A 24455-nucleotide genomic window follows, 5' to 3' on the forward strand; every position below is an offset into this window, starting at 1 on the left:
GACTTGGCCGAATGCGGCAACGGCGGACACTGCCGCATCGCCCTCTACCCCAACGGCTCCATGGCCGTCACAGACGACGGACGGGCACCGACACGCGCCTCGACGAGTTCGTCAACGGCTGCCGCGTACGCCTCGTTCGGCTCGGGCAGGTGGGCGGGGTCGGTGAGGTAGACGCGGAGCATCACGACGTCCGCCAGGCCGGCGCCGGCCGCCTTGAGTACGGCGGTGACGTTGCGCAGGGTCTGCGCGGTCTGCTCGGCGACCGTGGTGCCGACGACCTCGCCGGTCTCCGGGTCGAACGGGAGCCGCCCGGAGACCTGCAGGATCGGGCCCTTGCGGATGCCCTGGGACAGCGGGGCCGGCAGGGTGGGTGCGTTCTCGGTGGTGATGATGGTTCTTGTCATGGTGTGTCCTTGGCGGAAGGGCGCACACAGCGCTCTGTGTGAGGGGTCACGCCCAAGCCTGTCGTTCCTGGCTGCGGGGGTCGTCGACCTGGGCCCACTCGGCGTCGATGCGCATGGTGGCCCGGCGTGTGGTGTCGTACTGCTCCCAGCCGAGGTTGCCGGTCCTGGCAAAGCGGATCCAGGCCTCGTGCGTGCGGGCGGCGAGGTCCGCGGGGGCTTTTCGGGGCCGAGCAGGGCGCCCTCACCCACCAGTTGCGGGAGTTGCGCGATGTCGAAGACGAAGGGGAGTTCCATCGCGTGGGTGGCGCCGAGGTCTCCGTCCAGGGCGTGGGAGCGCCAGGCGAACTCGTAGCTGAACGTGGCCGACTGGGGGTGGGCGGCGTGTGCGCCGGCCAGGGCCCAGCTGCCCGCGCCGAACAGCGCGTCGCCCATGATGGCCGACCGCAGCTCACCGAAGGACACCTCGGGGCGGGTCTTGCGGTACGTCTCCACGAGCTGCGCGGGCTTCGGGTGCGAGCGCGCCGCGGTGTCGTCGACATCGTCGGCGGTCGAGGTGGCGTACTTGTCCACGGGGACCAGGTAGAGGTTTCCCTCTTCGGTGTTGATCCCGACGAGCAGGTCGACATCGGCGCTCAGGCCGGCGGCGACGGATACGGCGGGCTGCGTGTCGAGCACCAGGCTGAAGGGGCTGAGACCGATCAGCGGGTCGTGGTGCGTGGCGGTCTGCAGATCGATGCCCGCGAGCTTGGAGGCTGCTTCCGCCAGGCGCTCGTCGGAGATGTCCGCGAAGGCGTCGACGTGCGGCTCGATGCCCAGTTCCTCGGCGGCGGCCTTGGTGACACGGGCGGCCTGCTCGGAGGTGAACGCACCCAGACCGCTGCCGCTCTGCACGATCGCCCGGCGGAAGAGGCCCGCGGCCCCGGGGGTGGCGAGGACGCCGCCGACGACGGTCGCCCCGGCCGACTGGCCGAAGAGGGTGACGTTGTCCGGGTCACCGCCGAAGGCGGCGATGTTCTCCCGCACCCAGCGCAGTGCGGCAACGACGTCGAGCAGCCCGCGGTTGGCGGGCACCCCGGGGATGTCGAGGAACCCGACGATGCCGAGCCGGTAGTTGAGCGTGACCAGGACGACGCCGTCGCGGGCGAAGGCGGAACCGTCGTACAGCGCGGACCGGGTCGACCCGGCGACGAACCCGCCGCCGTGGACGAACACCATGACGGGCAGGTCACGGTCGCCGGCCGCGGGCTGGAAGACGTTGACGGTGAGGTAGTCCTCGCCGCGGCTCCATCCGGGGCCGAAGTAGGGGGCCATGTCGATGCTGCCGAGCTTGCGCTCGGACTGCGGGGCGTTGGGGCCGGGCGCGGTGGCGTCCCGTATGCCGCCCCAGGGCTCGTGCGGCTGCGGCGGGGCGAACCGGCCGGCGCCCAGCGGAGGGGCGGCGTAGGGGATGTTCAGGAAGGTGGCGGTGCCGTCGTCCTGACGGAGACCGCGGACGGCTCCCTGCGCGGTGGTGACGACGGGGTCGGGTTCGTGGCTCACAGCTGTGCCTTTCCGGGGTGTCAGCCCTGCTCGGAGTACGGAGCGAAGGGCGCCCAGCCCTTGATGTCGAACGTGTTGCCGTTACGCGCGATCTCGGCGGCACCGTGGCCACCCAGGTGGGCGGGGATCAGGAGCGCGTTGTTGTCGGCCGCCCAGCCCAGCACCTTGCGGCGGGTGGCGCGGGCGCCCGCGGGGTCCTCGCAGAAGCAGCTGTTGGCGTCCGGCTCGACGATCTGCACCGGGTTGTGCAGCATGTCACCGACGAACACCGCCCGGTCCGTCCCGGAGCTGAGGGTCAGCACGGAGGAGCCGGGGGTGTGTCCGGGAGCCGCGTCCAGGCGCAGGTCGGCGTCGATCTGGTGGCTGTTCTCCCACAGCAGCGTCTGCCCTGCCTCGTGCACCGGGGCCACGCTGTCCTCGAAGACGTTCTGGTTGCCGCGGCCGAGCACCGGCTGGTGGCCGTTCGCCGGGTTCCAGAAGTCGAAGTCCTCCTTCGGCATCAGATACGTGGCGTTGGGGAACGTAGGAACCCACTGCCGCCCGTCCAGATAGGTGTTCCAGCCGACGTGGTCGATGTGGAGATGCGTGTTGATCACGATGTCCACGTTCTCGGGCTGGATGCCGGCCCGGGCGAGGTTGGCCAGGAAGTCCGTCTCCAGGTGGCTCCAGACCGGCGCGTACGGGCGCTCCTTGTGGTTACCCACACCGGTGTCGACGAGGATGGTCTTGCCGCCGCTGCGTAGCAGCCAGGTCTGGATCGCGGAATTCACGATGTTGGTCTCAGCGTCCAGGAAATGCGGGGCCAGCCAGTGGACGCCGTCCTTCCAGACCTGCTGCGAGCTTTCCGGGAAGAAGGCGTGGGGCTCCATCTCGACGGGGCCGTAGTATTCCCGGACGCGGGTGATGGTGACATTGCCGAGCGTAATCTGTTCCATGCGATTTCCCTGGAGTTCGGAAGGTTTACCCAACCGTACGAGCGGCTCCGGCGGGCGCGGTATCCGTCACGTGACTGCACTTGCGCGTACAGCTCTGAGCAGGGGTGTTTCCTCTCTTAGCCCCAGTGAGAGGCGAGGCGGATCCCCGTTACGAGCTCCATTCCCGGATATCTGGTGGACGAGTTCGTGGCTACGTCGCCGCGTTCACGAGACGGCGGCCGAATTCGTATTCGCCCTTGCGGGCCGTGTCGTGCGTGGCGGCTGTCCCTGCCTTTCATGTTGGCGGCTTTGATGCCTGACGACCAGCGAAATGCAAGGGTGTGCGGTCACTCCGTGATGCGTTCTGTCGGGGTGTCAGACGGCTTGGGCGCCTTCGCACTTGTCGGGACCATGGTGGTGCGGCCGGGTCCGAGATCAGCGGGTCGAGGGCTCGCACAAGTGCGGTCAAGGTCGAGTCGAGGCGATTGATGTGCTGCAGCAGGCGGTGCTCCGGCGACGGCCGGCTGTGGCTCACCGCCGCTCCTCCGAGAGCAGGGACAGTGCCCTGACGACCCTGGGGCGTGCCGTGTGCGAGGAGATTCCGGGGCGCTGGCCAGTGATGCGGATCAGGTGGGCCACGGTCTCGTGCGCACGGTCGGCCGCGGCGTTGAGGCGGGGGCGCAATCGGGGGCATGGCCCGCCGGGAGACGCTCGGCCGTGGCCGCCGGGCCCAGGGCGCGGTACGCGCCGAGCTCAAGAAGTTCCAGCAGGTGGCGGGCATGTTGACGTCGGCCGCGCCGCGGATTGAGCGGATGGGTGAGAGGCAGACAGGCCTTGCGGAAAGACTCCAATGCCTGGTCGAGGTCGCGTGCCGCGCGGTCCAAGCTCGTCGGGGTTTCCGCGTCTGTGCTGCCTGACGCAGTGCCCCGAAGGAGGCGGTCGAGGACGCGCAGGAAACCGACCAGCTCCTCGTCACTGGCTCGGCGGACCGTCGTGGGAAGGACGAGGACGGCGGCAATGACGAGGACGGCGGCAAGGATCCCGCAGGACACTCCCAGTGCAGTCTCCTGGACACGGAGGAGCAGCAACTGCGTCGCGAGGGTGTCCATCAGCGCGAGCAGCATGCTGAGTGTGCCGTGATGAAGATCGTCACGGCCCAACAGGCCTGTGACGGGGTGTAAAACATCCCGAACATGCACAGCAGGAGCAGGATCAGGAGGGCAGGGCCGTCTCCGCCGACGAGGGCGGCCAGGCCGTAGCCGAACACCACGCCGAGGACAGTGCCCGCCAACCGCCGGGCACTGTGCAGCAGCACCTCGCCGGTGCTCTCGGTCCCGATGAAGACGACCCATGCAGTGACGACGGCCCAGTACCACAGGTGCGGAGACAGGAGATGACCGCCCGCGACGGCGAGGGCCGAGGCCGTCGTCACCTGGAAAGGCTGACGGGTGGCTTGGCGCGCCAGGCTCTCGGTGTCTGTGTCCCTGCGTGGCACGGCCCCGAAGGTTGGTGGGGCGGGCTTGTGAGGAGGTGTCCCGAACCCTGCCGGGCGGCCGCGTTGGCCGAGAAACCGCAGGGCTGCGGCGAGTTCGTCGACCGCGGGGAAGCAGCCCGGCACATGTGCGGAGCCGGTCGGCCGGTTCGCCGGGCCGCCTTCGCACCTCTCCTCGCACTGTTCGGATGCACAAGCCGTTCCCACGGTGGGCTGGTGCCGGAGAGCCCGGATCCGCTGCGCGAGCCGCTGCCGCGCCGTCCGTTCCGCCAGATCGTTGCGGGCCACCGGTGTGCGGGCCGCGCGGACCGTGAGTACGGTCAGGCGCTGCGCGGCCACCTCCACACGACCAATGTGCCGCGGCAGGTCCTCGGTGCCCTCGTCGACGGCGCGCTCGTCGAGAAAGTCCTCGATCAGCGGCACGGAAGCGTGCAGTCTGTCGAGGCGGTCCTGCAACGAGCGGTTCCGGGTGCCGTCGTCCTGCCCGGCGGCGACCACCGAGGCCATGTCCCGGAGGATGTCGTGCAGACGCACGTCGAATGCGTGCCGCAGCCACCTCGGAGCTCCGGCCTCCGTGATGGGGCCGGCGCAGTACCACACTGTCGTGACGGCCCCGAAAGCCACAAGTACCGATGCGCCGAGTCGTGGAAGCTGGTCTGCTCGGGCCTGGATGAATTGAGACAGCAGGAAGGCCATGAAACCGAAGATCCCCAAGTCCAGCCCTCGTGGGCCGAACCGGCGGGCCTGGACGGCGAGGTAGGTCACCGCCAGAAAGCTCAGCTTGGCTGCCGTCGGGTACGGCGTCAGCACGGCTCCGGCGGCCAGGGACGCGAGAGAGAGCGGAGCGCCGAGTCCGAGGGTGATGAGCTGGTCGCGCGGATGCAGGTCGCTGATCGCCAGTGACGTCGTCATCGCGGTCAAGCCGCCGACCACCAGCGGCGTTTCGGGCGCTCCCAGCGCTGTCAGCACGGCAAGGGCCGCGGCTGAGCCGAGCACGGCGCGCATCGCGGAGGTCAGAGGTATGAGCCCGGGGTCAACGGCGGCGAAGCGGTTCCACAACGATGCCGTTGCCCTTGCCGCCATGGTGATCTCCGTAGGTCCTTTCGCGGGTGCACGACCGTGAGGGGTGTCTCGGAGTTCTGGCCGGCCACCGCCTGCGTCGCCAGTGTCGGAGCGCGGAGGTTCCGTCCTGTATGCGTCAGGTGGCTGCTCTCGGAGGTTCTGCGGCACGCAGGTGGAGAACCGTGGGGTAGCTCGCGGTGGCCTGGACGGTGAAACCGAACAAGGCGTCCGTGTCGGCGTTGACGACCGCGCTGCGCCGGACGATCCTGCGCCCGTCGACGACGGCTTACGGTTCCAGGGGCTGGCATGCACGGACTGGGGACAGACAGCCGCCAGGTACCCAGAGGGTCACGCGACGCTCGGCGCATCTCGGCATCGCCGTCGTCGAGACGCAGGGCCCACTACGTAGAGATGGCGTACAAGCCGACCGCAGGCGGACGGAACCCGAGGCCGACCAGCCACGAGCGTCCAGCGACCATGACAGCGCCTGGTTCGGCACCGCTCCTGCGGGCGCTGTAGCGGTTCCCCCACGTTAGTGTCTGGGGGTACCTCGATTCTGGAGCATCCGTGGAAAACGATGGAAGGGCTCGTGGGGACCAGCGCTCGACGCGCGATTCCGGTCTGGCCGTGGTGGGCCGAGAAACCGAGACCGCAGAAATCATCCGGCGTGTGGGCGCTGATCGGTCCCACAGCCACGTGTTGATCGTCACGGGTGACCCCGGTGCCGGAAAGAGCACGCTGCTCGGCCTCGCGGCCGATCGCGCACAGGGTGCGGGTTGCCGAGTGCTGCGGGCGGTCGGGAGCGAATCCGAGACGCACCTTGGATTCGCCGGTCTTCATCAGATGCTGCGCCCGGTACTCGGTGAAGCGGAGGGACTGCCGTCGCGGCAGCGCTCCGCGCTCCGTGCCGTCCTGGGGCTCGAAGAGTGTGCGGAGACTCCCGACGCGATGCTCATCGGTCTGGCGGTCCTGACCTTGTTGTCGGACCTGACGGAAACCGCCCCGCTGCTGGTGGTGGTCGATGACGCCCAGTGGATCGACCGCGGATCACTGGACGTTCTCTCCTTCGTGGCGCGACGCATGGACAGCGAGCCCGTCACACTGCTGCTCGGAGTCCGCACCGCGGACGCACTGCCCGGTTTCGACAAGGGATACGAGCGCCTCGAACTCGGCCCGCTGGACGCTGCGGCGGCCAACCGGCTGCTGGACCGGCAGCCCACGCCGCCCACCGGCCGAACCCGGGTGCGGATCCTCGAGGAGGCGGCCGGCAACCCGCTGGCCTTGGTGGAACTCGCCCACGCCACCGCGATCCGGCGCCCCGAGGGTAGCGGCGTGGAGGGCCCGCTGCCGGTCACCGACCGACTGGAGCGGATCTTCGCGGGGCACGCGGCGGACCTACCGGAACCGATCCGCCGCATCCTGCTGCTGCTCGCGGCCGCCGACGCGGCGGACGCTCAGGCGGCGGCCGTGGGACTTCCCGAGGCGGACGACGAGGCATGGGTACCCGCGGACCGGGCCGGTCTCGTACGCCAGGACGGGTCCAGGATCTCCTTCCGGCACCCGCTTGTCCGCTCCGCCGTCTACCATTCCGCGTCGTTCGAGGAACGCCGCCGGGCCCACCTCGCTCTCGCGGAGTTGCTGCGCGAGGAGCCCGACCGCTGCGCCTGGCACCTCGCCGCCGCAACCGTACGCCCCGACCAGGACGTGTCGGCCGCCCTGCAACAGACGGCGGACCGGGCCCGGCGCCGGGGTGGCTTCGCGGCCGCTGCCGCGGCCCAGGAGCGCGCCGCGGAACTCAGCCCGCGCCGCGAGGACCGGGCGCGTCTTCTGACCGAAGCCGCTGCCACCGCCGTATTCACCGGTCAACTCGGCTGGGTGGAACACCTGGCCGCCGCAGTCCGCGAATGCACCGACGACCAGGCGCTGCTGGACAAGGCCGCGCTGGCCACCGGACAGCTCATGTCCCTGGGCCCCCATCACACAGCAGCCTTCGCCCTGCTCATGCGTGTCGCCGACGAGGCGGCGGACGCCCGGTCGCCCCTCGTACTCGACGCGCTGGCCGCGGCGGCGGTCGTCCGTTACTACTCGGGCGAGGAGTCCCAACAGCGGCAGATCCAGAGCCTGCTCTCCCGCATGCCCGACGATGCCGCCGGAGCGGCGCTGCACGTCTGGGTACTGGCCGTCTCCGACCCCAGCAGCTCAGGAGCCTCCCTCGCACCGGTGCTGCCCGGGCTCATCGCCGAGGCCAAGGGCGACGCCAGTCGCCTGACCGCGCTGGCCATCGTCGCCTGGCTGCTCGACCAGACCACCCTCGCCGCCAGGACCTTCGACGAGGCATTCGACCAGTGGCAGGCCCGTGGGCAGCTCCCGGACGGACTGAGATGCGCGGCTGGCTGGACCCTCCTGGAGCAGGGCCGATGGGCTGAGGCCCGATCGGTGGCGGCTGATATCGCGGCCATGGCATCGTCGGCCGGACTCGACCACGCCGAGGCGTGTGCCCAGGCACTCGACGCCACGGCGCTCGCCCTGCTCGGCGAGTCGGCTGACGCGCGACGGAGAGCCGAGCAGGCGCTGACCCTTGTCGACCCGCTGGAAAGCCGCTCCGTCGCGGTCTTCGCGCGTCGGGCCCTGGGCCTGGCAGCGGTGGCCGACGGCGACTACGACACCGCGTACACCCAGTTCCGCTCCGCGTTCACCGACGCCGGCGATCCGGTTCACTACCACGTCTCCTACACCGTCCTGGCCGAACTCGCCGCGTCGGCCGTCCGCCGAGGCCGACAGGAGGACGCCGCCGAACTGCTGGAACGATCGGCGCGGCGCCTGAGTACGGGCATGTCGGCACGGCTCACCGCACTGCTCGACCGAGGCCGCGCCCTGCTCGCCGAACCGGAGTGCGCGGAACCGTACTTCCAAGCGGCACTGGCGGAGGATGCAGGTGAGCAGTGGCCGTTCGAGCGGGCGCAGACACAGCTCGACTACGGGGAATGGCTTCGGCGGCGGCGCCGTATCGCCGAGGCCCGCCCGCTGCTGAGCGCCGCCCTGGAAATCTTCCAGCGGCTGGGCGCTCGGCCATGGACCGAGCGGGCCAAAGCAGAACTGCGCGCCGCCGGCGTCGAGGCCGCCGGCAGCGTAGTGCCCAGTGCCTTCACCGAACTCAGCCCGCAGCAGCAGCAGATCGTCCAGCTCGCCGCCCGCGGCCTGACGAACCGTGAGATCGGAGAGAAACTGTTCCTCTCGCCGCGCACGGTCGGCTCCCACCTCTACCGGGTGTTCCCCAAACTGGGTATCACCGTCCGATCACAGCTTCGCGACGTGGTCGAAGGCACCCTGTCGGGTGCCAGTGCCCATATCTGAGACGGCAGGGCCCGCTGCTGCACGAGTGCCGGCCCCGCAGGTCGCTTCTCCTGTTCCTGGGCTCACTCGAGGGAGACCACCCCGTCGGGCAGCCATCCCTCCCAGTAACCGTCGAAGAGGTCGAGCAGCACGCGTGGCTCCACCCGCACGTCCGCGTCCCGCCGTTCGGCCGTTGTCCACCACCGCGCGCTGGGCGAAAGCAGGGCGCGGACGTCGCAGGGCCAGCCCTCTGCCGCAGGGACCGCCAGCACGCAGTACCCCCCGCGCCGGCGATCCTTGGAAGCGGGAAGCCGTCATGTGACGGGGGCGATCCGCAGTTCACGGCGAAGGTGGTGCGCCGCGGCCCGGCGGGAGGACTCGCCCGGCCGTATCGGGCACCTGGGAACGCTCCATGCGGATGGTGCGCTACGCGCGGCGCTGGGCGCGGGTGTGCGTGCACCACGGACGGTGGGCCCTGGACGCGGATACCGACCAGCCCCTGCGCTTCGCGCGGAGTTTCGCAGTTCTCAGCCCTATACCACTGGCACCCCGGTGCGTCCTACGCTGGTCTGCATGTCGCAGCACCCCAATATCGAAACCGCCCTGCGCTACCACCAGGCGGTCTCCCAAGGAGCCACGGGCGAGGAGCTGGCCCGCTTCTTCCACGAGGAGGTGGTGCAGCAGGAGTTCCCCAACTCCCTTTTCCCCGACGGCGTCCGCCGCGATCTGGCCACTGTGCTCAAGGACTCTGAGCGCGGCCAGCAGGTCATCAGCCAGCAGCGGTTTGAGGTGCACAACACGGTCGCGGCCAACGACGTGGTCGCCCTCGAAGTCACCTGGACCGGCACCCTCGCGGTTCCGCTGGGCGACCTCCCCGCAGGCCACGAACTGCGCGCCCACATCGCGGTCTTCCTGGAGTTCCGGGACGGCAAGATCCATGCCCAGCGGAACTACGACTGCTACGAGCGCCTGGACCGCGCTGCGGGCACCTGAACCGGCGCCGACACCCAGGTGCCGGGCGGCGAACGACCAGGATGGCGGCCACCGCGCCATCGACGGCCCCATCACCGACAGCGACGCCAAGAACGGCAAAGGATCAGCCGCCCGTCTCCTGGGCCCAGCCCTCCGTTACGCCCCGGTACAGAGCCCCGAGCCTGCGCCAGGGCGAAGCGGTGTCCCGACCGGGACACTTCGGGGCTATCGAGCCCGCCTTTGAACCTCTGTCGATCTCGTACACGCGCCACGCCACCCGAACGGCCAACCCCCACCGCACAAGACGCCCTGCTCCTGGGCGTGGCGAAGGCGGCCGACGCGGACAGCGTCGTCAACAAGGTTCCCTAGGGACTGTCCGATGGGTCAAGCCGGATGTCAGTCTCCCCCCCCCGACCCATCACCACACGCCAGGATCGTCGGCCTCCTCCGGGGCCTTCTGCTACCGGCTTCCCGCTGCAAGGCACACTGCCGGTGGCAGGATGGCATGATCGCCACCCACGGAACCCTCCAGGAGCGTGAAATGCAGCCCGAGTCACCGGAGTTCGACCACCTTCTGCACTGCGTCCCCGATGTCGAGTCGGCCACCGAGGCGTACACGGCGGCCGGCCTTCCAGCACACGCCAATCAGCCGTATCTGGGCTTCCGGAACGGCGCCTGGCGGCTCGACGCCCGCTATGTCGAGATCCTCACCGTGGTGGACCGCGCCGAGTTCACCGACTCACCCTTCGGCCAGGCCATGACCGCATGGATGCCGCACGTCGACGCGCTGCTCGCCGCAGGCGGAGGCGCACTCAATTTCGCCACGCACGTGACGGACGTGAACGCCACCACGGAGCGGCTCCGCCGCGCCGGACACAAGGTGGACCTGCATGTCTTCGCCCGTGAAGGCTCACCGGTGTCATTCACCGAAGCCGTGCTGCAGGAGGCCCCCACATGGGCCCCGTTCTTCATCACGTACACCCCGGACCGACAGGTCATACTCGACCGGTACAGCTCGGGGCGGGTCGCGCGCGGGCCGCACGACCTGGCCGGCTTCGTCATCGAAACACCCGACCCGGCAGCATCCGCCACATGGTTGGGCGAGCTCCTCGGCATCCCGGTCGACCAGGCGAGGAACGTGGTGCCGTTGCCTGGCGGGGAGGTGCACTTCACGCCCGGCCCAGCCGACGCCATCACCACGCTTCTACTGACCGAGGGCGCTCCGCCCTCGACATCCGTCGCGGGTTTGGATCTCCGCCCCCTGGGCTCTGTTCCGCCGGACACGCCCTAGTAGTGCTTCGTTAGGTTCTGGCTCTGGTGAGTGGTCGGCCGCAGGTGGTGGTGCAGGTGCCGGTCCAGCACCGCAGCATGTCCTGCAGAGTGTCGAGGACTTGGTAGAGGCTCAGGCTGGAGTCGGTGCTTTTGGGTGAAGCCGCCGGAGGGTGAGGAAGGCCTGGGCGGCGGTGACGAGGGTGACGTGGTGGTGCCGGCCGCGCCAGGTGCGGGCCTCGAAGTGGTCCAGGCCCAGGCCGTGTTTGAGTTCGCGTAGTCGTGCTCGATGCGCCGGCGCATCTTCGCGAACCGCACCAGGTCGGCGATCGGGGGGCTGGCGGGCAGGTTGCTCAGCCAGAAGCCGGTCGGCTCGCCGGCGTCGTCGGGTTGTTCGACCAGCAAGGTGCGCAGCGGCAGCACGCCGTTCCAGCGGGCACGTCCGCCGGCCTGTTCCTGGGCGGTTGCGCGGGCGAGTTTGCCCGTCGGCCGCACCGGGAGCACGGCGAAACGGGAGGTCATACGGCCCTGGCTGCCTTGGCGTCAGGTCACCTCCTCAAAGCGGGCAGAGGCCTCGACGGAATCGGCCAGAGTCTGGTGTGGTTCGCGGTAGCAGGACCGCGTCGGTGGCCCCAGCCCGCCATAGGGCGGCCGATACGGCTCCGCCGCCTCCGGCTGGACGGCCTCCTTGGCCTCGACGGCCACCACATAGGACAAGCCGCGTTCCTCCAGGGCCTGCCGGAAGCCGACGCGGCGGCCGTAACCGGCATCCGCCACGATCACCGGCACCCGCTCCGCCGAACCGGACAGCTGATCGAGCAGGTCCAGGGCCAGCCGGGGCTTGGGGACATGCCTTACCTCGTCCGGCACCCCCGCCGCCCGCCTCCGGCCGGGTCCTGGTCCCATTCCTCGGGCAGGAACAGTGCCCACTGCAGGGGACACGAGGCCGTGTCGGTGGCAGCCTGCACGCTGACCGTGACCTGGCAGTTGGCCCGCTTGCCTACCGCACCGCAGTACTGCCAACCTGCACCTTGACCCCCGGGGCCACCCGCACCCCCATCGACGCCAGGGCCTCCAAAGGCTCGCGTTCCAGTCGCGCGGCGAAGGACGGGTCCTTCCAGGCCGGGCGGGTGAGTGCCGTCCGTTTTGAGATCCTGGTCCTCGTCCCTCTCGTGTGCCCTGGCGGACGTGCCCGCCTCGGTGTCGGCGTCGGCCGGTACGGCCCGGTCCTGGCTCCCCGGTCCGGGGAGCGCGGCGACCACCTTGACCTCCAGGAGGAACCCCGGCGCGAAGAGCGCGGACACGCCCACCAGCGTGCTCGCGGGTGCTTTCGCGACACCGGCCCGCAGCGGCCCGAAGATCGCGGGCAGCAGTTCCGGGGTGTAGTCGACGACGTAGACGGTCTCGTCGACGATGTCGTCACGGGTGGCGCCGACTGCGGCGAGTGCGGCGTCGAGGTTACGGGCGATCTGTGCCGCCTGGGCCCCGTGGTCACCGAGTCCCACGGGCTGTCCTTGCTCATCCCAGGCGACCTGCCCGGAGAGATGCACGAGCTGCCTTCCGTCGACGGTGACGACCTGGGTGATCTGGTCGGACGGGTTGTGCACGGACGGTGGGTTGACGCGGGTCACCGACATGATCAGCTCCTTGAGGAAGGTGTACCCGCCCAGGCGGTCAGCGCCTGGACCCGCTCGTCGCGGCGCGTGGCGTGGTCGGCGGTCCGGGTGGCCCACGCGATGTGGCCGTCGGGGCGTACGAGCACTTCGGTGACCCCGTCGAGCTCGGCGTGGTCGTCGTACTTGTCGACGGATACGGCCGTGACCCGGGCGGCCCGGTCCGTGCCGACGGCCTCCCGCAGGGCGGGGTCCTTCGCCAGAGCGAGCAGAACGAAGCGGCCCTGGGTGAAGAGTTCGTACACCCGTGTCGCCGCCGAACCGGCGGCGGTCAGTCCCACATCGGGCATACGACGCCCCACCAGCGGGTCGGCGCTCGGGTCCGCCGGCAGGTAATGGGTGCCGAGCGCGGAGACCTGATCGGCGAGCCGGTGGTTGACCTCCGCGATGCCCAGCAGCTGGTCGAGGAGCGACCGCAGGGCCGCGGCCGGGCGCTGGTACCCCGAGGTCAGCGTCAACTCCGCCAACAGTGTCTGGACCTCGGTGTTCTCGGTCACCGACCGGCCGGCCGGTCGGCGCTCCGCGTCGTAACTGTCCAGCAGCCCGGGCGGGGCCCACCCGTGTACCGCGGCGGCCAGTTTCCACCCCAGGTTCATGGCGTCCTGGAGCCCGGTGTTGAGCCCCTGGCCCGCCGCGGGGAAGTGGATGTGGGCGGCGTCGCCCGCCAGCAGGATCCGTCCCGAGCGGTAGCTCTCCGCGAGCCGCGTGGCATTGCCGAAGCGCGACAGCCAGTCGGGCTCGGCGACCCCGCAGTCGGAGCTGGTGAGACGGGTGAGCGACGTACGGAATTCCTCCAGGGTCACCGGCTCCCGGGACGGGACCCGCATCCGCTCCGGATCCAGGCAGACGAACCGGGTGAGCCCGCCCTCCAGCGGCGCGACGATCACGCCACGGGCCCGTGCCGCATCGAGGGCGCCGGGCCGCGGGTCGACAACCGCGAAGTCCCCGAGTATCCCCGTCAGGGTCTCGTCCGTGCCGGGGAAGCCGATCTCCGCGCTCCGCCGTACGAGGCTGCGCCCGCCGTCGCATCCGACCGCGTACAGGGCACGAACGGTCTCGGTGCCGCCGCCAGGAACGCAGGTCTCCACCTCGACCCCGTCGCCGTCCTGGCTCACGCCGAGGATCTCGTGTCCCCGGCTGATCTCCACCCCCAGCTCGTGTGCCCGCTCCTCGAGGATCGCCTCGGTGCGCGCCTGGGCCAAGAAGAGGGTGTAACCGTGCCGGGAGTCGAGGGCACCGAAGTCCAGCTGGGTGGGCAACCCCGCGAAGTGCCAGCCCGGCACGGTCCGGCCGAGCGGGAGGAACCGGTCGAGCAGCCCCCGCTGGTCCATCAGTTCCACGCTGCGCGGGTGCAGGCTCAGCGCCCGCGAATGGCGCTGCGGTTCGGTGCGGCGCTCCAGGACCCGGGTCCGTACGCCCGCCAGTGCCAGCTCGCAGGCGAGCATCAGCCCGGTCGGGCCCGCGCCTACGACGATCACGTCGGGGTTCATCAGAGATGACCTCCTCTATTTAGTGAACGGCGTTCACGTGAACGGTGTTCAATATAGTGGGGTCCATGAGCACACCGTCAAGCCCAGCCAGGGGCCGACCCGCCCGGCTCAACCAGGCCCGCACCGTCCGGACCGCCCTCGACCTGCTGAACGAGTCCGGGCTCGACGCGCTGACCATGCGCCGGCTCGCCGATGCGATGGGCGTCCAGGCCGGTGCGCTGTACCGCTACTTCGCGACCAAACAGGACCTGCTCACCGCCATGGCCGAGCACATGGTCGGTGGCGTCGCCGACGCCACCGGCCCGGCCGGGGACGGCGACTGGAGAGAGGGAGTGGCGTGCCTGGCCCGAGCACTGCGCACAGCCCTGCTCGCCCATCGCGACGGCGCCCGCGTCTACGCCGGTACGCACTCGACCGGCCCTAACACCCTGGGCTTCGCCGACGGCCTCATCGGGGTGCTGCGTGCGGCGGGCTTCAGCGACGATGAGGCGGCGCGGGCGCTCTACACGGTGTCCCACTTCACCGTCGGCCACACCCTGGAGGAACAGGCCGCCCTCCGGCCGGAGGACGGGGGGCCCACCAACGCGGGGGCCCTGCACGAGGCGGTGGTGGAGGCAGGGACGTATCCACACCTTGCCGCCACCCTCCCGGTGCTCACCAGTACGGACTTCACGGCACACTTCGAGTTCGGGCTGCGGCTGCTCCTGGACGGACTGCGTGCCGTCCGGCGGTGAGCCCGGTGTCGGATCTCCCCGCCGCGGTCTCCCTGCGGGGCGTGAGCGTCGGGGCCGGCAGCAGCGAAGCCGCCGCGAGCGGCCTCTTCCCGGCCTGCTCGCGCGCCTGCCCGAAGCAGAACGCGACGAGATCATCCGCACCGAGTCCTTCACCCGGCTCACCCCCGGCCCCGCACCGGGTGCCCCTCACCGGCTCGTCGCCTGACCGACCGCTTTCCCATGGTTCCGCCCGCATTGAAGACGAGACGACCGCCACGCCCTCCCCTGACGCGCCGTCCAGCACGATGATGACCAACGAGGAGTACGGGGCCCTACGCGCCTCGGCCGCCTTGTGGACCGGTACGTCCGTGCTGATCACTGATCAGCGCGGCCGGGTCCTGATCCAGCAAGTCGACTACCGCACGACCTGCCTCCTGCCGGACCGCGCCGTCGACGCGAACGAGTCTCCGGCCCAGGGCACCGCGCGGGAACTACTGGAGGAGCTCGGCGTCACCATGACCGTCGACCGAGGGCTCGCCGTGGACTGGGTCAGCGCCGACAGCCTCAACGCGCCCGCCAGCATGCGCTTTCCTGGCGAGATCCTGCACGTCTACGACGGCGGCACGTGGGACAACGAGCAGATCACCGCCATCCGGCTGCCCACCGCGAGATCAAGTCCGTCGAGTTCGTCGAACCCGCCCGGCTACCGGACCTGTGTCCCCCGGCGACGCCCGCCGGGCCCTGTCCGCCCTGCGCGCCCGCATCAATGCCGCCGGGCCCGCCCTGCTGGAGAACGGCCTCCTGATCGCCCCCACCGTCCTGAACAGGGCTGGCCCCTTTCGCACCGTCCGCGCCCGGCACCACCTGCCCTTCCACGCCGACCCCGCCCCAGAGCAGCCCTCGGTAGGCCAGGTCGGGGGCTGGCTTTTGGGCCCTGACGGCCGCGTCTTGGTGCTTTTCGAACCGGACACCGGCGCGGCTCTCCTGCCGGGCGGCGCCCCCGAACCCCCAGACCACAGCAACCCCCTCATCACACTGCGCCGGGAGGTACGCGAGGGAGCCGCGGCCGAGTTCGGCGAGCCGCTGTTCCTCGGCCACCTCTGCGACCCCGACAAGCCATACGCCCGCCTCCGCTATGCCGCGCCCCTCACCCGCCTCGGCCCGCCCTCCCTCGACCCTGCCACCGGCCGCACCCACATCCGAGCCCTGGCCACACCGAGCAGACCCTGGAGCTCTTCGACTGGGGACTCCCGGCGGCCGACCAACTCGCCGCCGGGCCACCAGGCCCGCGCACGGCTCGGGATCCCCGCGCTGCCCGACAGCCCCTCACCGAACTGCCGCACGCCACCGACCTCACCACCTTGTTGCCCTCCGGCCCATCTCGAAGCGAGAACGCGCACGAGCAACACATCCCCCCAGGCACGCCCTCTGTGGCCGCTCGACCCCTGCCGGCCATAAGAGCCGCATCGGATGCTCCCCCCCCCGCTTCGAACGGGCACTGCCAATGAGGCCGGATCGCCAACCAGGTCACTGGAGTCCCGGATGATCCGCATTTATGCTCACGTGTCCATGAGGCGCGGATCTCCGGCGGGCCGCGGTGAAAGCGGAGTCGAGACGCGTCCATGCATGGCTCGCTTGAGCGTTTTTACCCAAATTCACGTGCCCTTCGACGACGCCGGAACTCCACGGCAGCGTGAGGAGCCGACTCGAAGGCGAGCGACCGCTGCCCGCTCTGCTGTCCCGCTCCTCAGTCACCGTGCCACGGCCACCGCCGACGCGCACAGCCTCCCCATGACCTGGTGCGCGGCTGCCCAGCCTCCGGCACTTCGCCCAACACCTCGAACGCGACCTCGACGCCGTGACCGCCGGCCTCACGCTGCCCTGAAACTCCGGCGTCATGGGCAGGAAGCGGCGACGACACTACGCATCCACTTTTCCGCCTCCGAGCCACGCCAATGCCGCTTGGCCAGCCCGGTTCACGCCGTGGGCAGGTGCCTACTCAGTTCCGAACAGCCGGGCCGCTCCGGAGACGAGGGCGAGGACGAGCATTCCCGCGAGCATCCCGACGCCCATGATCATGAAGACCGCGAAGAGCCGCATGCTGAGGTCGTCCAAGCCGTGGGCGATGGGCTGCCACAGGAGCGGGACAGCGAGGAGCAGAGCCCTCCCAGGCCGGAACACGAGCCGGGGTGGCGGCCCTTCCCGACGCTGCTGGAGCTCGCGCTGCAGGAGCCGAGGGCCGCAGGCACTGCCAGACCCCAGGCCGCGAACGCGAAGCGGCGGTGGGGGGGGCGGGAGGCGTGCATCCAGGCCGGAACCGACGGTTCGTCCTGCACTGTCTCACTCACCGTCCGCTACGACATGGGCAAGACCACCAGAGGCCCTGAAAGCATCACAGAACGCGATCAGCTAAAAGGCGGATCACGACTTCAAAATGGAACGGCCAGCCCCGCCTCGCGCAATCGAAGCAGTGCCATGCCCATGCACTCAGCGACCGAGGCCCCGTCGGCCCTCATCCCACCGTCCAGCGGCCCACCAGAAGCGGCAAACGTCCACGCTGGCTGACCGTCACGCATGCGCTCAGCGTCGACCCGGATCATGGCACCGACCCCCTGTTCGCCAAGCCACTCCAGGATGGACAGCGTCACGTCCTCGACGCCGCTGTCCAGATCCACCTTGGGCCGTCGCCCCATCCCCTTGGCCATGACCACAACCCTACTCAGCATCCGATCAGGTCGCGTCACGCACTCTCGAGGCGGCTCAGACCATGTAGGACAAGCTAAGAAGCTGTTGCGGCAGTAAGGCAACGGGCCTGCGCAGAATCACCACCGTCTCATCGTCGCGGTACAGCTCCCCGGTGTCCTCCTCGACCTCACCCCCGGCAGCGGCGACGAGTGCGTCCGCGAGTGCCTGCGGGGCGTCAACGTGTTCCCGACACAGGGCCTCGGCGGCCTCCAGGTCCACCTGGTCTGAGATCCGGTCGCTGACGAGCAGCACCACGGGAACGTCGCCGGGGATCTCCAGCTGGCGGCACGTCATCTCCCTTGCCTGCGCCAGGCCGAGCCGCGACCAGTTGTCCTGGGTCTCCGCGATCTCAACGGTGATGCCGCCGTTCCAGCGCAGACACTGCCCCATGGTCTGGTCGGTGCTCCACTGGGTGAGCTTCTCGCCGTCCCAGCCGTAGGCCCGACAACCCCCTTCCCTGGCAAGTCCTTCTGTTCAACCCTCTGGAGGTCCTGGCCCTCAGTAGGGAATCGGGGGCCCGCCGCCGACTCCCAAGGCTCTCGACCGCCCGCCCCGCAACCGGCCCTTTCAGTAGACCTTCGGGACGCGGGGGCCCTGGCCCTGACGTTGCCGCTCCATTCATCGCGGTGGCGGCTGTAGCCGTCGGCGACTTTGGAGTTGGGTGACCAGTGGCCCTGGCGGCGGATTGCCGCGGAGGAGGCCGTTGTCGTCGGCGGTAGTGGCACCGGCGGCGCTCGGGCGTTCCCTGGGCCCTGCGTCTTCACCGGTCATCGGTAAATCCGTATTCGCGGTTCAGCCGCTCCATGTCCCACTCGACCTCGTGCAGCAGGTCCTCGGTCCAGGACAGAGTTCCGGGAAAGTCCGGGTCCTGGTCCGTCGCCTCCCACTCCTCGTCGCCGGGTAACATCGCGATCCAGGGGCGCGTCGAGGCCAAGACGTTTCCGGTGAACTCCAGGACGCTGGCAAAAGAACTCCACAATTGGTCCTCGGCCCATGAGTGGCCCTGCACACGGTCCCACTCGCCTAGGCGACCCGTGCGCGGATCGGTGAGGAGCTGCAAGTTCCCGCCGATCTCCCCGACGGGTATGAACGGCCCCGTCTGCGGCTCAAATCTGCGGGCGTCCCGGGCCCACTCCGCGTACCTCTCGGCGATCTTGCCGCAGCTGTGCAGGGTCCACCCGATGGGGAGCACCGTGATCAGACCTGAGCCGTCATGCCGTAGTAGCGACTCCTCGACATCCGGCGGGAGCTGGACCCCGATTCGCTCATACAGCCTCTCCAGATCGGTCTCGGTGCACGGGCCGGGTAATGGCTCCTCATTCGGCGCGTGTTCGGCCAACCAGCGTTCGATCCTCTCCCACGACTGTTCAACCGACATGTGGTTGCTCCTCACTTTCGTCGACGCAGACTTGGGCTGATCGTGACGTCGCTGAACGGCAGATGCCAGAGCCAGCCGGTGGCGTCTCGCCTGTCGGGCAGTCGTTCCGGGGCACATGAAATCCAGCAGCCCCATGTCGACCATGCCACCGGTCGCACACACAGGTTCCCCCGTCCTCAGACCGATCCGGGCCACCGCCTCCGGCAAGTCCCGTACCCCCAGCACTCCCTCGGCTGGCAACGGTCCCCACCGCTCTGGATCCGGCACCCTCACCACTTGCCACGTAATCACCGTCGTCGTGCCCTAAGAGGGCCTTTTACCCGTTGTTTCATCCCGTTCCGCGCGGTTGATGCGGTTCATGCTCCTCGCCAGGTTGGTTCGTGGGTGAGGCGGCGGGCCATGAGGGCGGTCATCGCGATGTAGATCATGGCGGTGGAGCGGGCGGGGAGGGCTTCGTGGTCGCGGGCCAGGCGGCGGTGGTGCATGAGCCTGCCCAGGGCGCGTTCGGCTACCCACCTGCGGGGCAGGACTTTGAAGCCCTTGGTGCCGGGGGCTCGGGGGACGACTTCGAGGTCGACGCCGAGGTGGGCGGCGTGGTCGACGAGGCACTCGCGGTAGCCGCGGTCGGCCCAGCCTCTGCGGAGGCCGGGATGGTCGGCGGCGGAGCGGTTGAGGAGGCGTTCGCCAGCGGCGGAGTCTTGGATGCTGGCGGCGGTGACCAGCACGGTGAGCATCAAGCCGGTGGTGTCGATGATGATGCTGCGCTTGCGGCCGACGATCCGTTTGCCCACGTCAGCGCCCTGTTTCACGGGCGGGAACGTTCGTCGAGGTCTTCACGCTCTGGGCGTCGATCACGAAGCCCGTCGGCTCCGCGTTGCGGCCCTCTTCCTCGCGGATCCGGCGCCTCAGCAGGGTTGTTCCAGTGCCGGGAGTCGTGCGGCGGGTAACGCCAGGGGATGCCAGTGCGGGCGACGTAGAGGATGGCGTCAAGCAGGTCACGCAGATCGTGCTGGGGCGGGGTGCCGATGTTGAGCCCGTGGCGGGCCTTGCCGTCCCGCCAGCTCGTCAACAGCGGTTCTACCAGGGCCCATCGGGCATCGGGCAGGTCGCTGGGATACCGCCGCCGTTCTCTCATACCGCCAGGAGGCGGCAAGCGCGAGCGGGACGGCAGGGCGTGCGAGACCGGAGCTGAGATATTCGGCGTGAACCAGCTCCTGTTGGGATGAAACAAGAGCAGATGGGGCGCAAAAACGACTTCACTGTCTCCTCCACCCCAACCGAACTACCGCCCCCTCCCGCTCCACCAATCACTCACCATTAAACGGTCTTAAGCGCCACAGAAGCGGGCTAAACGCCATCTCAGTGAGTGTTTGAGAACCGACAGATCCCGAGAAGCAGCGCTGTCAGTGGGCTATGCCAGGGTGTGCGGCGTGGACGAACTGGTGGAGCGTGTCGATGATCAGGATTGTGTCCTGGGGGTGGTCAGTCGTCGGCAGGCAGTTCGGGAGGGTTGGCTACACCGGGTCGCCGTTACGGTGTGTCGTGATGAGGGTGGGCGGATCATCGTTACCCGACGGTCGGACCAGCTGTCGCGCTTCCCCGGGTTCTATGAGGCCGTGGTCGGTGGAGCCGTGGGTGTCGGTGAGTCCTATGAGCAGGCCGCCGCGCGGGAGCTGGCCGAAGAGCTGGGCGTTCATGCGCAGCCGCGCTTGCTGTTCACGTTCATCAACCGCAGCGGTTTGAGCCCTCACTGGCTCGGCGTTCACGAAGCCGTGGTGCCGAACGCCGTGGCCGCTGATCCTGATGAGATCGCTTGGCATGGCTGGCTGACCGAGCCGGAACTGCGGCAGGCCCTGCTGGAGTGGAACTTCGCCCCCGACAGCCACGCAGCTTTCAACCGGTATCTCGCGTTCGGACTCCGTCCCAGAAATGCAAGGTCGTAAGCCAAGCGATGCTTAGCGATCTGTCTCTGGCAGCTGGCAGCTGGCAGCTGGCACGATGAGCACCCATGGATGATCAAGAAGCTGTCCAAGCCCATGCTCTCCGTGTAGTCACAGAGCACTCTCCGCATGCCCTGGGTTCCATACTCGGAGGCTCTGCCGCTCAAGGGCGCGCCACTTCGTCCAGCGATCTGGACGTGGCCGTTCTGCTCCCTGACTCGGAGACCAGCCGCCGGGAGGTGATCCGTCATGAGGGCCGCATCGTCGAGTTGTTCCTGAACACCCTCGCGGACGTGCCGGAGTTCTTCGCGTGGGACCGCGCTCGACGTCGCGGAACCGTCCTGTTCATCTATGCCCAGGGTCTACCGCTGTTTGATCCGCACGGGCATGTTGCCGGTGCGCGTCAGCTCGCCCAAGACGTACTCGCCTCTGGGCCTCCCCCGCTCACGAAGGCCGAGTGGGAACACGGTCGCTACGTTCTGACCTGCTTCCTGGACGACCTGATCGATACTCCGGCGGGTAACCGGTATGAACAGCTGTCTCTCGCTGACCAGGTGTTGCGGAAAGCGGCAGACCTGGTCACCGCCCACCACGGAGCCTGGACTGGCATTGGCAAATGGGTTCCCCGCCGGTTGCTGGGTGCGGACCCCGTACTTGGCAAAGCCCTGTTGGACGGCCATCAGGTTGTAGCCGAGCGTGCCGACCCCCTGCCGTTGGCCACCGCAGTGAAGCAGGCGCTCGACCTGTTCGGTGGACCGTTGATGGAGGGGTATGCCCACCGATGGCGAGCCTGAGCTGATGACGGCCACAGCGGGCGCTGGTCTTCCTTGGCTCAACACGTCCGCCGGTACGGGAAGTCCGGCAGGTACGTCCGCCATTCCTGCCGGGTCAGTCCGCCGCGTGTTCGCGCGCACACGCTGTCCGCGGCGCGCCCCGCCGTGACGGAGATGCCACGTACCGCGCCGCGCGAGGTCATGACGCGCAACTCCTCGCCGTTGAAGCCGAGGGCGAGAACGGGGCCGCCCGTACCCGCGTACCGAGCGCCGTCGAGCCGCGGCGTGTCCCTCTCTCAGACCTGGACGGAGCCTTCGGCGGCACTGGCTGCGACGTAGCGGCCGTCCGCGGAGAAGGCCACGACCCGCTGCGGTTCACCCCCTCTCGGCCCGTCCTCCGCCAAAACGGCGAGGGCGCGGCGGGCCCGGCCGTCCCACAAAGTGAGCCTGCCGTTCTCATCGGCGACGGCGAGGAAGCGGCCGTCGGAGCTGAACGTGCCGGACACCAGCGAGTTCTCGCCGCGCAGCACGGGTCGCGAACGCCCGGCCCAAACATCGGTCATCCAGCTGTCCAGGGAGAGGAGTTCACGGCCGTCGGGTGTGAGGACAGGCCTGCCGGTGCCGGGGCGCGTGTCGTCGACGTCCTGCATCCCGGTCGGCCGAGCCCGCCGTCACGGGCGGCTCGCCGGCCCCGGGCAGGACGAGGCTGTCCACCCACGACGCTAGGTCCGTCGGTGACGCCTCCTCCTTGCCGTGCCGCTGGTGCCATCGGCGGATCCTTGTGCCCATGAGTTCCTCGACGCGGTAGGCGAGAGCGGCGCTGTCCGGGGAGAAGGCCAGGGCCGGGCCACCGCAGTCGGCGCACACTCGCCCCGGCAGCGCACGCAGAACCGTGCCGTCGCGACCGTCGCACAGCCGGAACTCCCCTGCCCGGAACGGCATTCCAGGGTGATCAGCGTGCGCCCGTCCGGGTTGAAACGGGCTTCCTCGATGCCGGGCGGCCGCCGCGTTCCGCGCTGTCCCGCCAGGGCGTCGCGGACGACGAGGGTGCGAACCACTCGGGTGCTCACCTGTACGCGGACCGCTCCGGCCCCCTTGGCGGCCTCCTGGGCCAAGCCCAGGAGTTGAGCGGTGTCGACGGCCCGGACGGTGCGGGGAAGGACTCGGTGTCATGCCGCGATGACGCCAAGAAGCCTCTGCGGCGGCGAGAAGTCAGCTGGGCTGGGATGCGATCTGCTGGCGGGCACAGCCCCAGACTTTCTCGAACTCCTCGGAGGTGAGTTGTTCGGGGTCGTGTCCTTCCCATTCCGAGACGGGCAGCTCGGCTGTGATTCCGAACCTGCTGTCGTACTCACCGAGGCGGCCTGCGTCGCGGGCACGCTGCCACACGGCGAGGGAGGCAGCTGTGATCGGGATCAGTTCAGGCCCTTCGAGTTCGACTTGCCGGGTCACCCAGCCTTCGGCGTCGACTTCGAAGTAGAACCAGGTGTCTTCCTCGTCCCAGTAGCAGCGCATCCATGTGGTCACCAGGCCATGATGCCGGGCCAGATGCGCCGCGCTACTCGACCTCGTCTCACGGTTGAGCAGTGAATCCTGCGGATCGGTCGAGCTGGAAAGGAGAACCGAACCGGGTTGGATCCCCGCCTTGCCGCCGTGCCTCGCGAATGCTCTCAGCAACGTGAGCGGGACGAATCGGCTCCGTCTCGACGCTCACCCAGTTGCTGGGATGGGCCTGGCCGCTGGTGACGATCAAGGTCGTGCCCGGCTGGCTGTCGCTGGCCGCTTCGACCGCGTAGGTCATCGGTGTCCAGCAGAGTCCCTGCATGTAGGAGGGCTTCCTGCGGATTCGCCAGCGGTACTCGATCCCGTCGACTGTTATGCGCCTGGAACCCTTTTTATTCAGCGCCATCTTCACCTCCTCCGCTGTTGGACTCTAGCGCCGTGGAACAGGTCCGTCTCGGCCGGAATCCTTCGGGCTGCCGGGCAGCACGCCGAAACCGGGGTGCCGTTCAGGCTGTGGTCGCCGTAGTGTCCCGGGCGAGAGGCGGTTGCAGTGGAGATCACGGTGCAGTGGATCAGGACGTCCTGGACGAAGCACTCCAGGGGCGGTGAGGCTGCTGCCCGCAGGAACGCGGCGCCAACGGGGTTCCTGGTGTCACCGGTGCCGCCTTCCTTCGCCCAGGTCATCCGGATGTCCGAGCACGACGGTTTCGAACCTCGCGAGAGCGAGAGTGACTTGCGCCGGGTCGGACTCAGTTTGCGAGACGAAGGCGGTCGGCTGCGGGTGCTGGCGCGTGTGGAGCCGTTGTTCGGATTGCCGCCGCGCCCGCGGCGGCCGCCGGCGGTGCGCTTGGTCCCGGGGCAGTGGGTTCGATGGCAGTTGAACTACCGGTTCAGCAGCGCCGCCGGAATACGGGACTGGTCGTACTGGCTCGACACGTTCAACGTTGCCTTTGGGCCCGTCGACCCGAACGTGTTCCTGTCGGAACCGACCGTTCTGGTCGACGAGTGCGGTCCTGTTCGATAGCCCTCCGTCGGTGGTCGGTCCGTCAAAGCGTCTGGGCAGGCGGCGACGAGGCGATACGAATGCCGGCCTCAATGGCGTTGCTGCCAGACTCAGTACGCGTCTTGGCACCCTCGAAGTAGGTTCCAAGACGCGTTCTCACTCATAAACGGTGGCGGCCTGAAGCACCAGGCAGGCGAGTCGTGCATCCATGCCGCCAGAGCCTCAAGGAAGTGGTCGAGGGTCTGGTCCTCC

Annotated in this window: 21 protein-coding genes and 3 pseudogenes; 8 read left to right on the top strand and 16 right to left on the bottom strand. The window is 69.2% G+C overall.

Translation table 11 applies throughout. From position 1 onward, the window contains the following. Nucleotides 1-44 precede the first annotated feature (44 nt). The 5 genes and pseudogenes from ACH4D5_RS24095 to ACH4D5_RS24115 form a co-directional block, all read right to left on the bottom strand. Complete coding sequence (locus ACH4D5_RS24095) at nucleotides 45-404, bottom strand: RidA family protein (protein WP_398306211.1); 360 nt, start codon at nucleotides 402-404, stop codon at nucleotides 45-47. Nucleotides 405-450: 46 nt separating this feature from the next. Next, nucleotides 451-1943 (bottom strand): annotated as a pseudogene (locus tag ACH4D5_RS24100) (carboxylesterase/lipase family protein). A gap of 20 nt (nucleotides 1944-1963) precedes the next feature. Then, on the bottom strand, nucleotides 1964-2878 hold the full coding sequence (locus ACH4D5_RS24105) for an MBL fold metallo-hydrolase (protein WP_398306214.1): 915 nt from the start codon (nucleotides 2876-2878) through the stop codon (nucleotides 1964-1966). 605 nt (nucleotides 2879-3483) lie between these two features. Next, nucleotides 3484-3981, bottom strand: a complete 498-nt coding sequence (locus tag ACH4D5_RS24110; RefSeq protein WP_398306217.1) for a hypothetical protein — start codon at nucleotides 3979-3981, stop codon at nucleotides 3484-3486. Further along, a complete protein-coding gene (locus ACH4D5_RS24115) occupies nucleotides 3966-5354 on the bottom strand; it encodes an FUSC family protein (protein ID WP_398306220.1) in 1389 nt (462 codons plus the stop codon). The genes ACH4D5_RS24110 and ACH4D5_RS24115 overlap by 16 nt, the downstream gene beginning before the upstream one ends. A 624-nt stretch (nucleotides 5355-5978) precedes the next feature. On the opposite strand from ACH4D5_RS24115, the gene ACH4D5_RS24120 reads away from it, so the two are divergent. Next, a complete protein-coding gene (locus tag ACH4D5_RS24120) occupies nucleotides 5979-8765 on the top strand; it encodes an AAA family ATPase (protein WP_398306223.1) in 2787 nt (928 codons plus the stop codon). Between the two features lie 62 nt (nucleotides 8766-8827). Here ACH4D5_RS24120 and ACH4D5_RS24125 read toward each other — a convergent pair whose 3' ends face one another. After that, on the bottom strand, nucleotides 8828-9016 hold the full coding sequence (locus ACH4D5_RS24125; RefSeq protein ID WP_398306226.1) for a hypothetical protein: 189 nt from the start codon (nucleotides 9014-9016) through the stop codon (nucleotides 8828-8830). Nucleotides 9017-9317: 301 nt separating this feature from the next. Here ACH4D5_RS24125 and ACH4D5_RS24130 point away from each other — a divergent pair, with 301 nt between their 5' ends. Further along, complete coding sequence (locus ACH4D5_RS24130; protein ID WP_398306228.1) at nucleotides 9318-9737, top strand: nuclear transport factor 2 family protein; 420 nt, start codon at nucleotides 9318-9320, stop codon at nucleotides 9735-9737. 484 nt (nucleotides 9738-10221) lie between these two features. Further along, on the top strand, nucleotides 10222-11007 hold the full coding sequence (locus ACH4D5_RS24135) for a VOC family protein (RefSeq protein ID WP_398306230.1): 786 nt from the start codon (nucleotides 10222-10224) through the stop codon (nucleotides 11005-11007). Here the strand turns inward: ACH4D5_RS24135 and ACH4D5_RS24140 are convergent. The 3 genes and pseudogenes from ACH4D5_RS24140 to ACH4D5_RS24150 form a co-directional block, all read right to left on the bottom strand. After that, a complete protein-coding gene (locus ACH4D5_RS24140; RefSeq protein WP_398306233.1) occupies nucleotides 11004-11507 on the bottom strand; it encodes a hypothetical protein in 504 nt (167 codons plus the stop codon). The two genes, ACH4D5_RS24135 and ACH4D5_RS24140, sit on opposite strands and share 4 nt — an antisense overlap. A 21-nt stretch (nucleotides 11508-11528) precedes the next feature. Continuing rightward, nucleotides 11529-12622: pseudogene (locus tag ACH4D5_RS24145) on the bottom strand (transposase). 2 nt (nucleotides 12623-12624) lie between these two features. Then, a complete protein-coding gene (locus ACH4D5_RS24150; protein ID WP_398306235.1) occupies nucleotides 12625-14148 on the bottom strand; it encodes a monooxygenase in 1524 nt (507 codons plus the stop codon). 65 nt (nucleotides 14149-14213) lie between these two features. On the opposite strand from ACH4D5_RS24150, the gene ACH4D5_RS24155 reads away from it, so the two are divergent. Both ACH4D5_RS24155 and ACH4D5_RS24160 read left to right on the top strand, forming a co-directional pair. Beyond that, a complete protein-coding gene (locus tag ACH4D5_RS24155) occupies nucleotides 14214-14882 on the top strand; it encodes a TetR/AcrR family transcriptional regulator (RefSeq protein WP_398306237.1) in 669 nt (222 codons plus the stop codon). Nucleotides 14883-15169: 287 nt separating this feature from the next. Beyond that, nucleotides 15170-15799, top strand: coding sequence for an NUDIX domain-containing protein (locus tag ACH4D5_RS24160; protein WP_398307055.1), 630 nt, complete (start codon nucleotides 15170-15172; stop codon nucleotides 15797-15799). Nucleotides 15800-17290: 1491 nt separating this feature from the next. Here ACH4D5_RS24160 and ACH4D5_RS24165 read toward each other — a convergent pair. From ACH4D5_RS24165 to ACH4D5_RS24180, 4 genes and pseudogenes are all read right to left on the bottom strand, one after another. After that, nucleotides 17291-17566, bottom strand: coding sequence for a hypothetical protein (locus tag ACH4D5_RS24165; RefSeq protein ID WP_388368343.1), 276 nt, complete (start codon nucleotides 17564-17566; stop codon nucleotides 17291-17293). Between the two features lie 55 nt (nucleotides 17567-17621). Next, complete coding sequence (locus ACH4D5_RS24170; protein WP_398306240.1) at nucleotides 17622-17996, bottom strand: hypothetical protein; 375 nt, start codon at nucleotides 17994-17996, stop codon at nucleotides 17622-17624. A 370-nt stretch (nucleotides 17997-18366) separates the two neighbouring features. Continuing rightward, a complete protein-coding gene (locus tag ACH4D5_RS24175; protein WP_398306243.1) occupies nucleotides 18367-18984 on the bottom strand; it encodes an SMI1/KNR4 family protein in 618 nt (205 codons plus the stop codon). A gap of 356 nt (nucleotides 18985-19340) precedes the next feature. Further along, nucleotides 19341-20119 (bottom strand): annotated as a pseudogene (locus ACH4D5_RS24180) (transposase). A 286-nt stretch (nucleotides 20120-20405) separates the two neighbouring features. Between ACH4D5_RS24180 and ACH4D5_RS24185 the strand changes: the two are divergent. Next, nucleotides 20406-20927 carry an NUDIX domain-containing protein gene (locus tag ACH4D5_RS24185; RefSeq protein ID WP_398307057.1) on the top strand — a complete coding sequence of 174 codons (522 nt, stop codon included), beginning with the start codon at nucleotides 20406-20408 and terminating at the stop codon, nucleotides 20925-20927. A 65-nt stretch (nucleotides 20928-20992) separates the two neighbouring features. After that, nucleotides 20993-21718, top strand: coding sequence for a nucleotidyltransferase domain-containing protein (locus ACH4D5_RS24190; RefSeq protein WP_398306246.1), 726 nt, complete (start codon nucleotides 20993-20995; stop codon nucleotides 21716-21718). Nucleotides 21719-21993: 275 nt separating this feature from the next. Here the strand turns inward: ACH4D5_RS24190 and ACH4D5_RS24195 are convergent, their stop codons facing one another. The 3 genes from ACH4D5_RS24195 to ACH4D5_RS24205 all read right to left on the bottom strand — a co-directional run bounded on the left by ACH4D5_RS24195 (nucleotide 21994) and on the right by ACH4D5_RS24205 (nucleotide 23606). Further along, entirely contained in the window at nucleotides 21994-22347 is a 354-nt protein-coding gene (locus ACH4D5_RS24195) for a WD40 repeat domain-containing protein (RefSeq protein WP_398306249.1), read from the bottom strand. A gap of 562 nt (nucleotides 22348-22909) precedes the next feature. Further along, the gene (locus ACH4D5_RS24200; protein ID WP_398307058.1) at nucleotides 22910-23212 is read right to left on the bottom strand and encodes a hypothetical protein; all 303 of its coding nucleotides are present in this window, start codon (nucleotides 23210-23212) and stop codon (nucleotides 22910-22912) included. A gap of 58 nt (nucleotides 23213-23270) precedes the next feature. After that, the gene (locus ACH4D5_RS24205; RefSeq protein ID WP_398306252.1) at nucleotides 23271-23606 is read right to left on the bottom strand and encodes a hypothetical protein; all 336 of its coding nucleotides are present in this window, start codon (nucleotides 23604-23606) and stop codon (nucleotides 23271-23273) included. A gap of 144 nt (nucleotides 23607-23750) precedes the next feature. Between ACH4D5_RS24205 and ACH4D5_RS24210 the strand changes: the two genes are divergently transcribed. Beyond that, nucleotides 23751-24224: a hypothetical protein gene (locus ACH4D5_RS24210; RefSeq protein ID WP_398306255.1), complete on the top strand. Its 474-nt coding sequence runs from the start codon at nucleotides 23751-23753 to the stop codon at nucleotides 24222-24224. Nucleotides 24225-24455 lie beyond the last annotated feature (231 nt).

It is taken from the genome of Streptomyces sp. NPDC018029 (assembly GCF_044327655.1).
Classification (GTDB): Bacteria; Actinomycetota; Actinomycetes; order Streptomycetales; family Streptomycetaceae; genus Streptomyces.

What these genes read in the sequence shown, in the direction of transcription:
- ACH4D5_RS24095 (WP_398306211.1), bottom strand. Translation starts at nt 404, where the DNA reads ATGACAAGAACCATCATCACCACCGAGAACGCACCCACCCTGCCGGCC.
- ACH4D5_RS24105 (WP_398306214.1), bottom strand. Translation starts at nt 2,878, where the DNA reads ATGGAACAGATTACGCTCGGCAATGTCACCATCACCCGCGTCCGGGAA.
- ACH4D5_RS24110 (WP_398306217.1), bottom strand. Translation starts at nt 3,981, where the DNA reads ATGCTGCTCGCGCTGATGGACACCCTCGCGACGCAGTTGCTGCTCCTC.
- ACH4D5_RS24115 (WP_398306220.1), bottom strand. Translation starts at nt 5,354, where the DNA reads ATGCGCGCCGTGCTCGGCTCAGCCGCGGCCCTTGCCGTGCTGACAGCG.
- ACH4D5_RS24130 (WP_398306228.1), top strand. Translation starts at nt 9,318, where the DNA reads ATGTCGCAGCACCCCAATATCGAAACCGCCCTGCGCTACCACCAGGCG.
- ACH4D5_RS24135 (WP_398306230.1), top strand. Translation starts at nt 10,222, where the DNA reads ATGATCGCCACCCACGGAACCCTCCAGGAGCGTGAAATGCAGCCCGAG.
- ACH4D5_RS24140 (WP_398306233.1), bottom strand. Translation starts at nt 11,507, where the DNA reads ATGACCTCCCGTTTCGCCGTGCTCCCGGTGCGGCCGACGGGCAAACTC.
- ACH4D5_RS24150 (WP_398306235.1), bottom strand. Translation starts at nt 14,148, where the DNA reads ATGAACCCCGACGTGATCGTCGTAGGCGCGGGCCCGACCGGGCTGATG.
- ACH4D5_RS24155 (WP_398306237.1), top strand. Translation starts at nt 14,214, where the DNA reads ATGAGCACACCGTCAAGCCCAGCCAGGGGCCGACCCGCCCGGCTCAAC.
- ACH4D5_RS24160 (WP_398307055.1), top strand. Translation starts at nt 15,170, where the DNA reads ATGACCAACGAGGAGTACGGGGCCCTACGCGCCTCGGCCGCCTTGTGG.
- ACH4D5_RS24165 (WP_388368343.1), bottom strand. Translation starts at nt 17,566, where the DNA reads ATGGCCAAGGGGATGGGGCGACGGCCCAAGGTGGATCTGGACAGCGGC.
- ACH4D5_RS24170 (WP_398306240.1), bottom strand. Translation starts at nt 17,996, where the DNA reads ATGGGGCAGTGTCTGCGCTGGAACGGCGGCATCACCGTTGAGATCGCG.
- ACH4D5_RS24175 (WP_398306243.1), bottom strand. Translation starts at nt 18,984, where the DNA reads ATGTCGGTTGAACAGTCGTGGGAGAGGATCGAACGCTGGTTGGCCGAA.
- ACH4D5_RS24190 (WP_398306246.1), top strand. Translation starts at nt 20,993, where the DNA reads ATGGATGATCAAGAAGCTGTCCAAGCCCATGCTCTCCGTGTAGTCACA.
- ACH4D5_RS24195 (WP_398306249.1), bottom strand. Translation starts at nt 22,347, where the DNA reads ATGCAGGACGTCGACGACACGCGCCCCGGCACCGGCAGGCCTGTCCTC.
- ACH4D5_RS24200 (WP_398307058.1), bottom strand. Translation starts at nt 23,212, where the DNA reads ATGCGCTGCTACTGGGACGAGGAAGACACCTGGTTCTACTTCGAAGTC.
- ACH4D5_RS24205 (WP_398306252.1), bottom strand. Translation starts at nt 23,606, where the DNA reads ATGGCGCTGAATAAAAAGGGTTCCAGGCGCATAACAGTCGACGGGATC.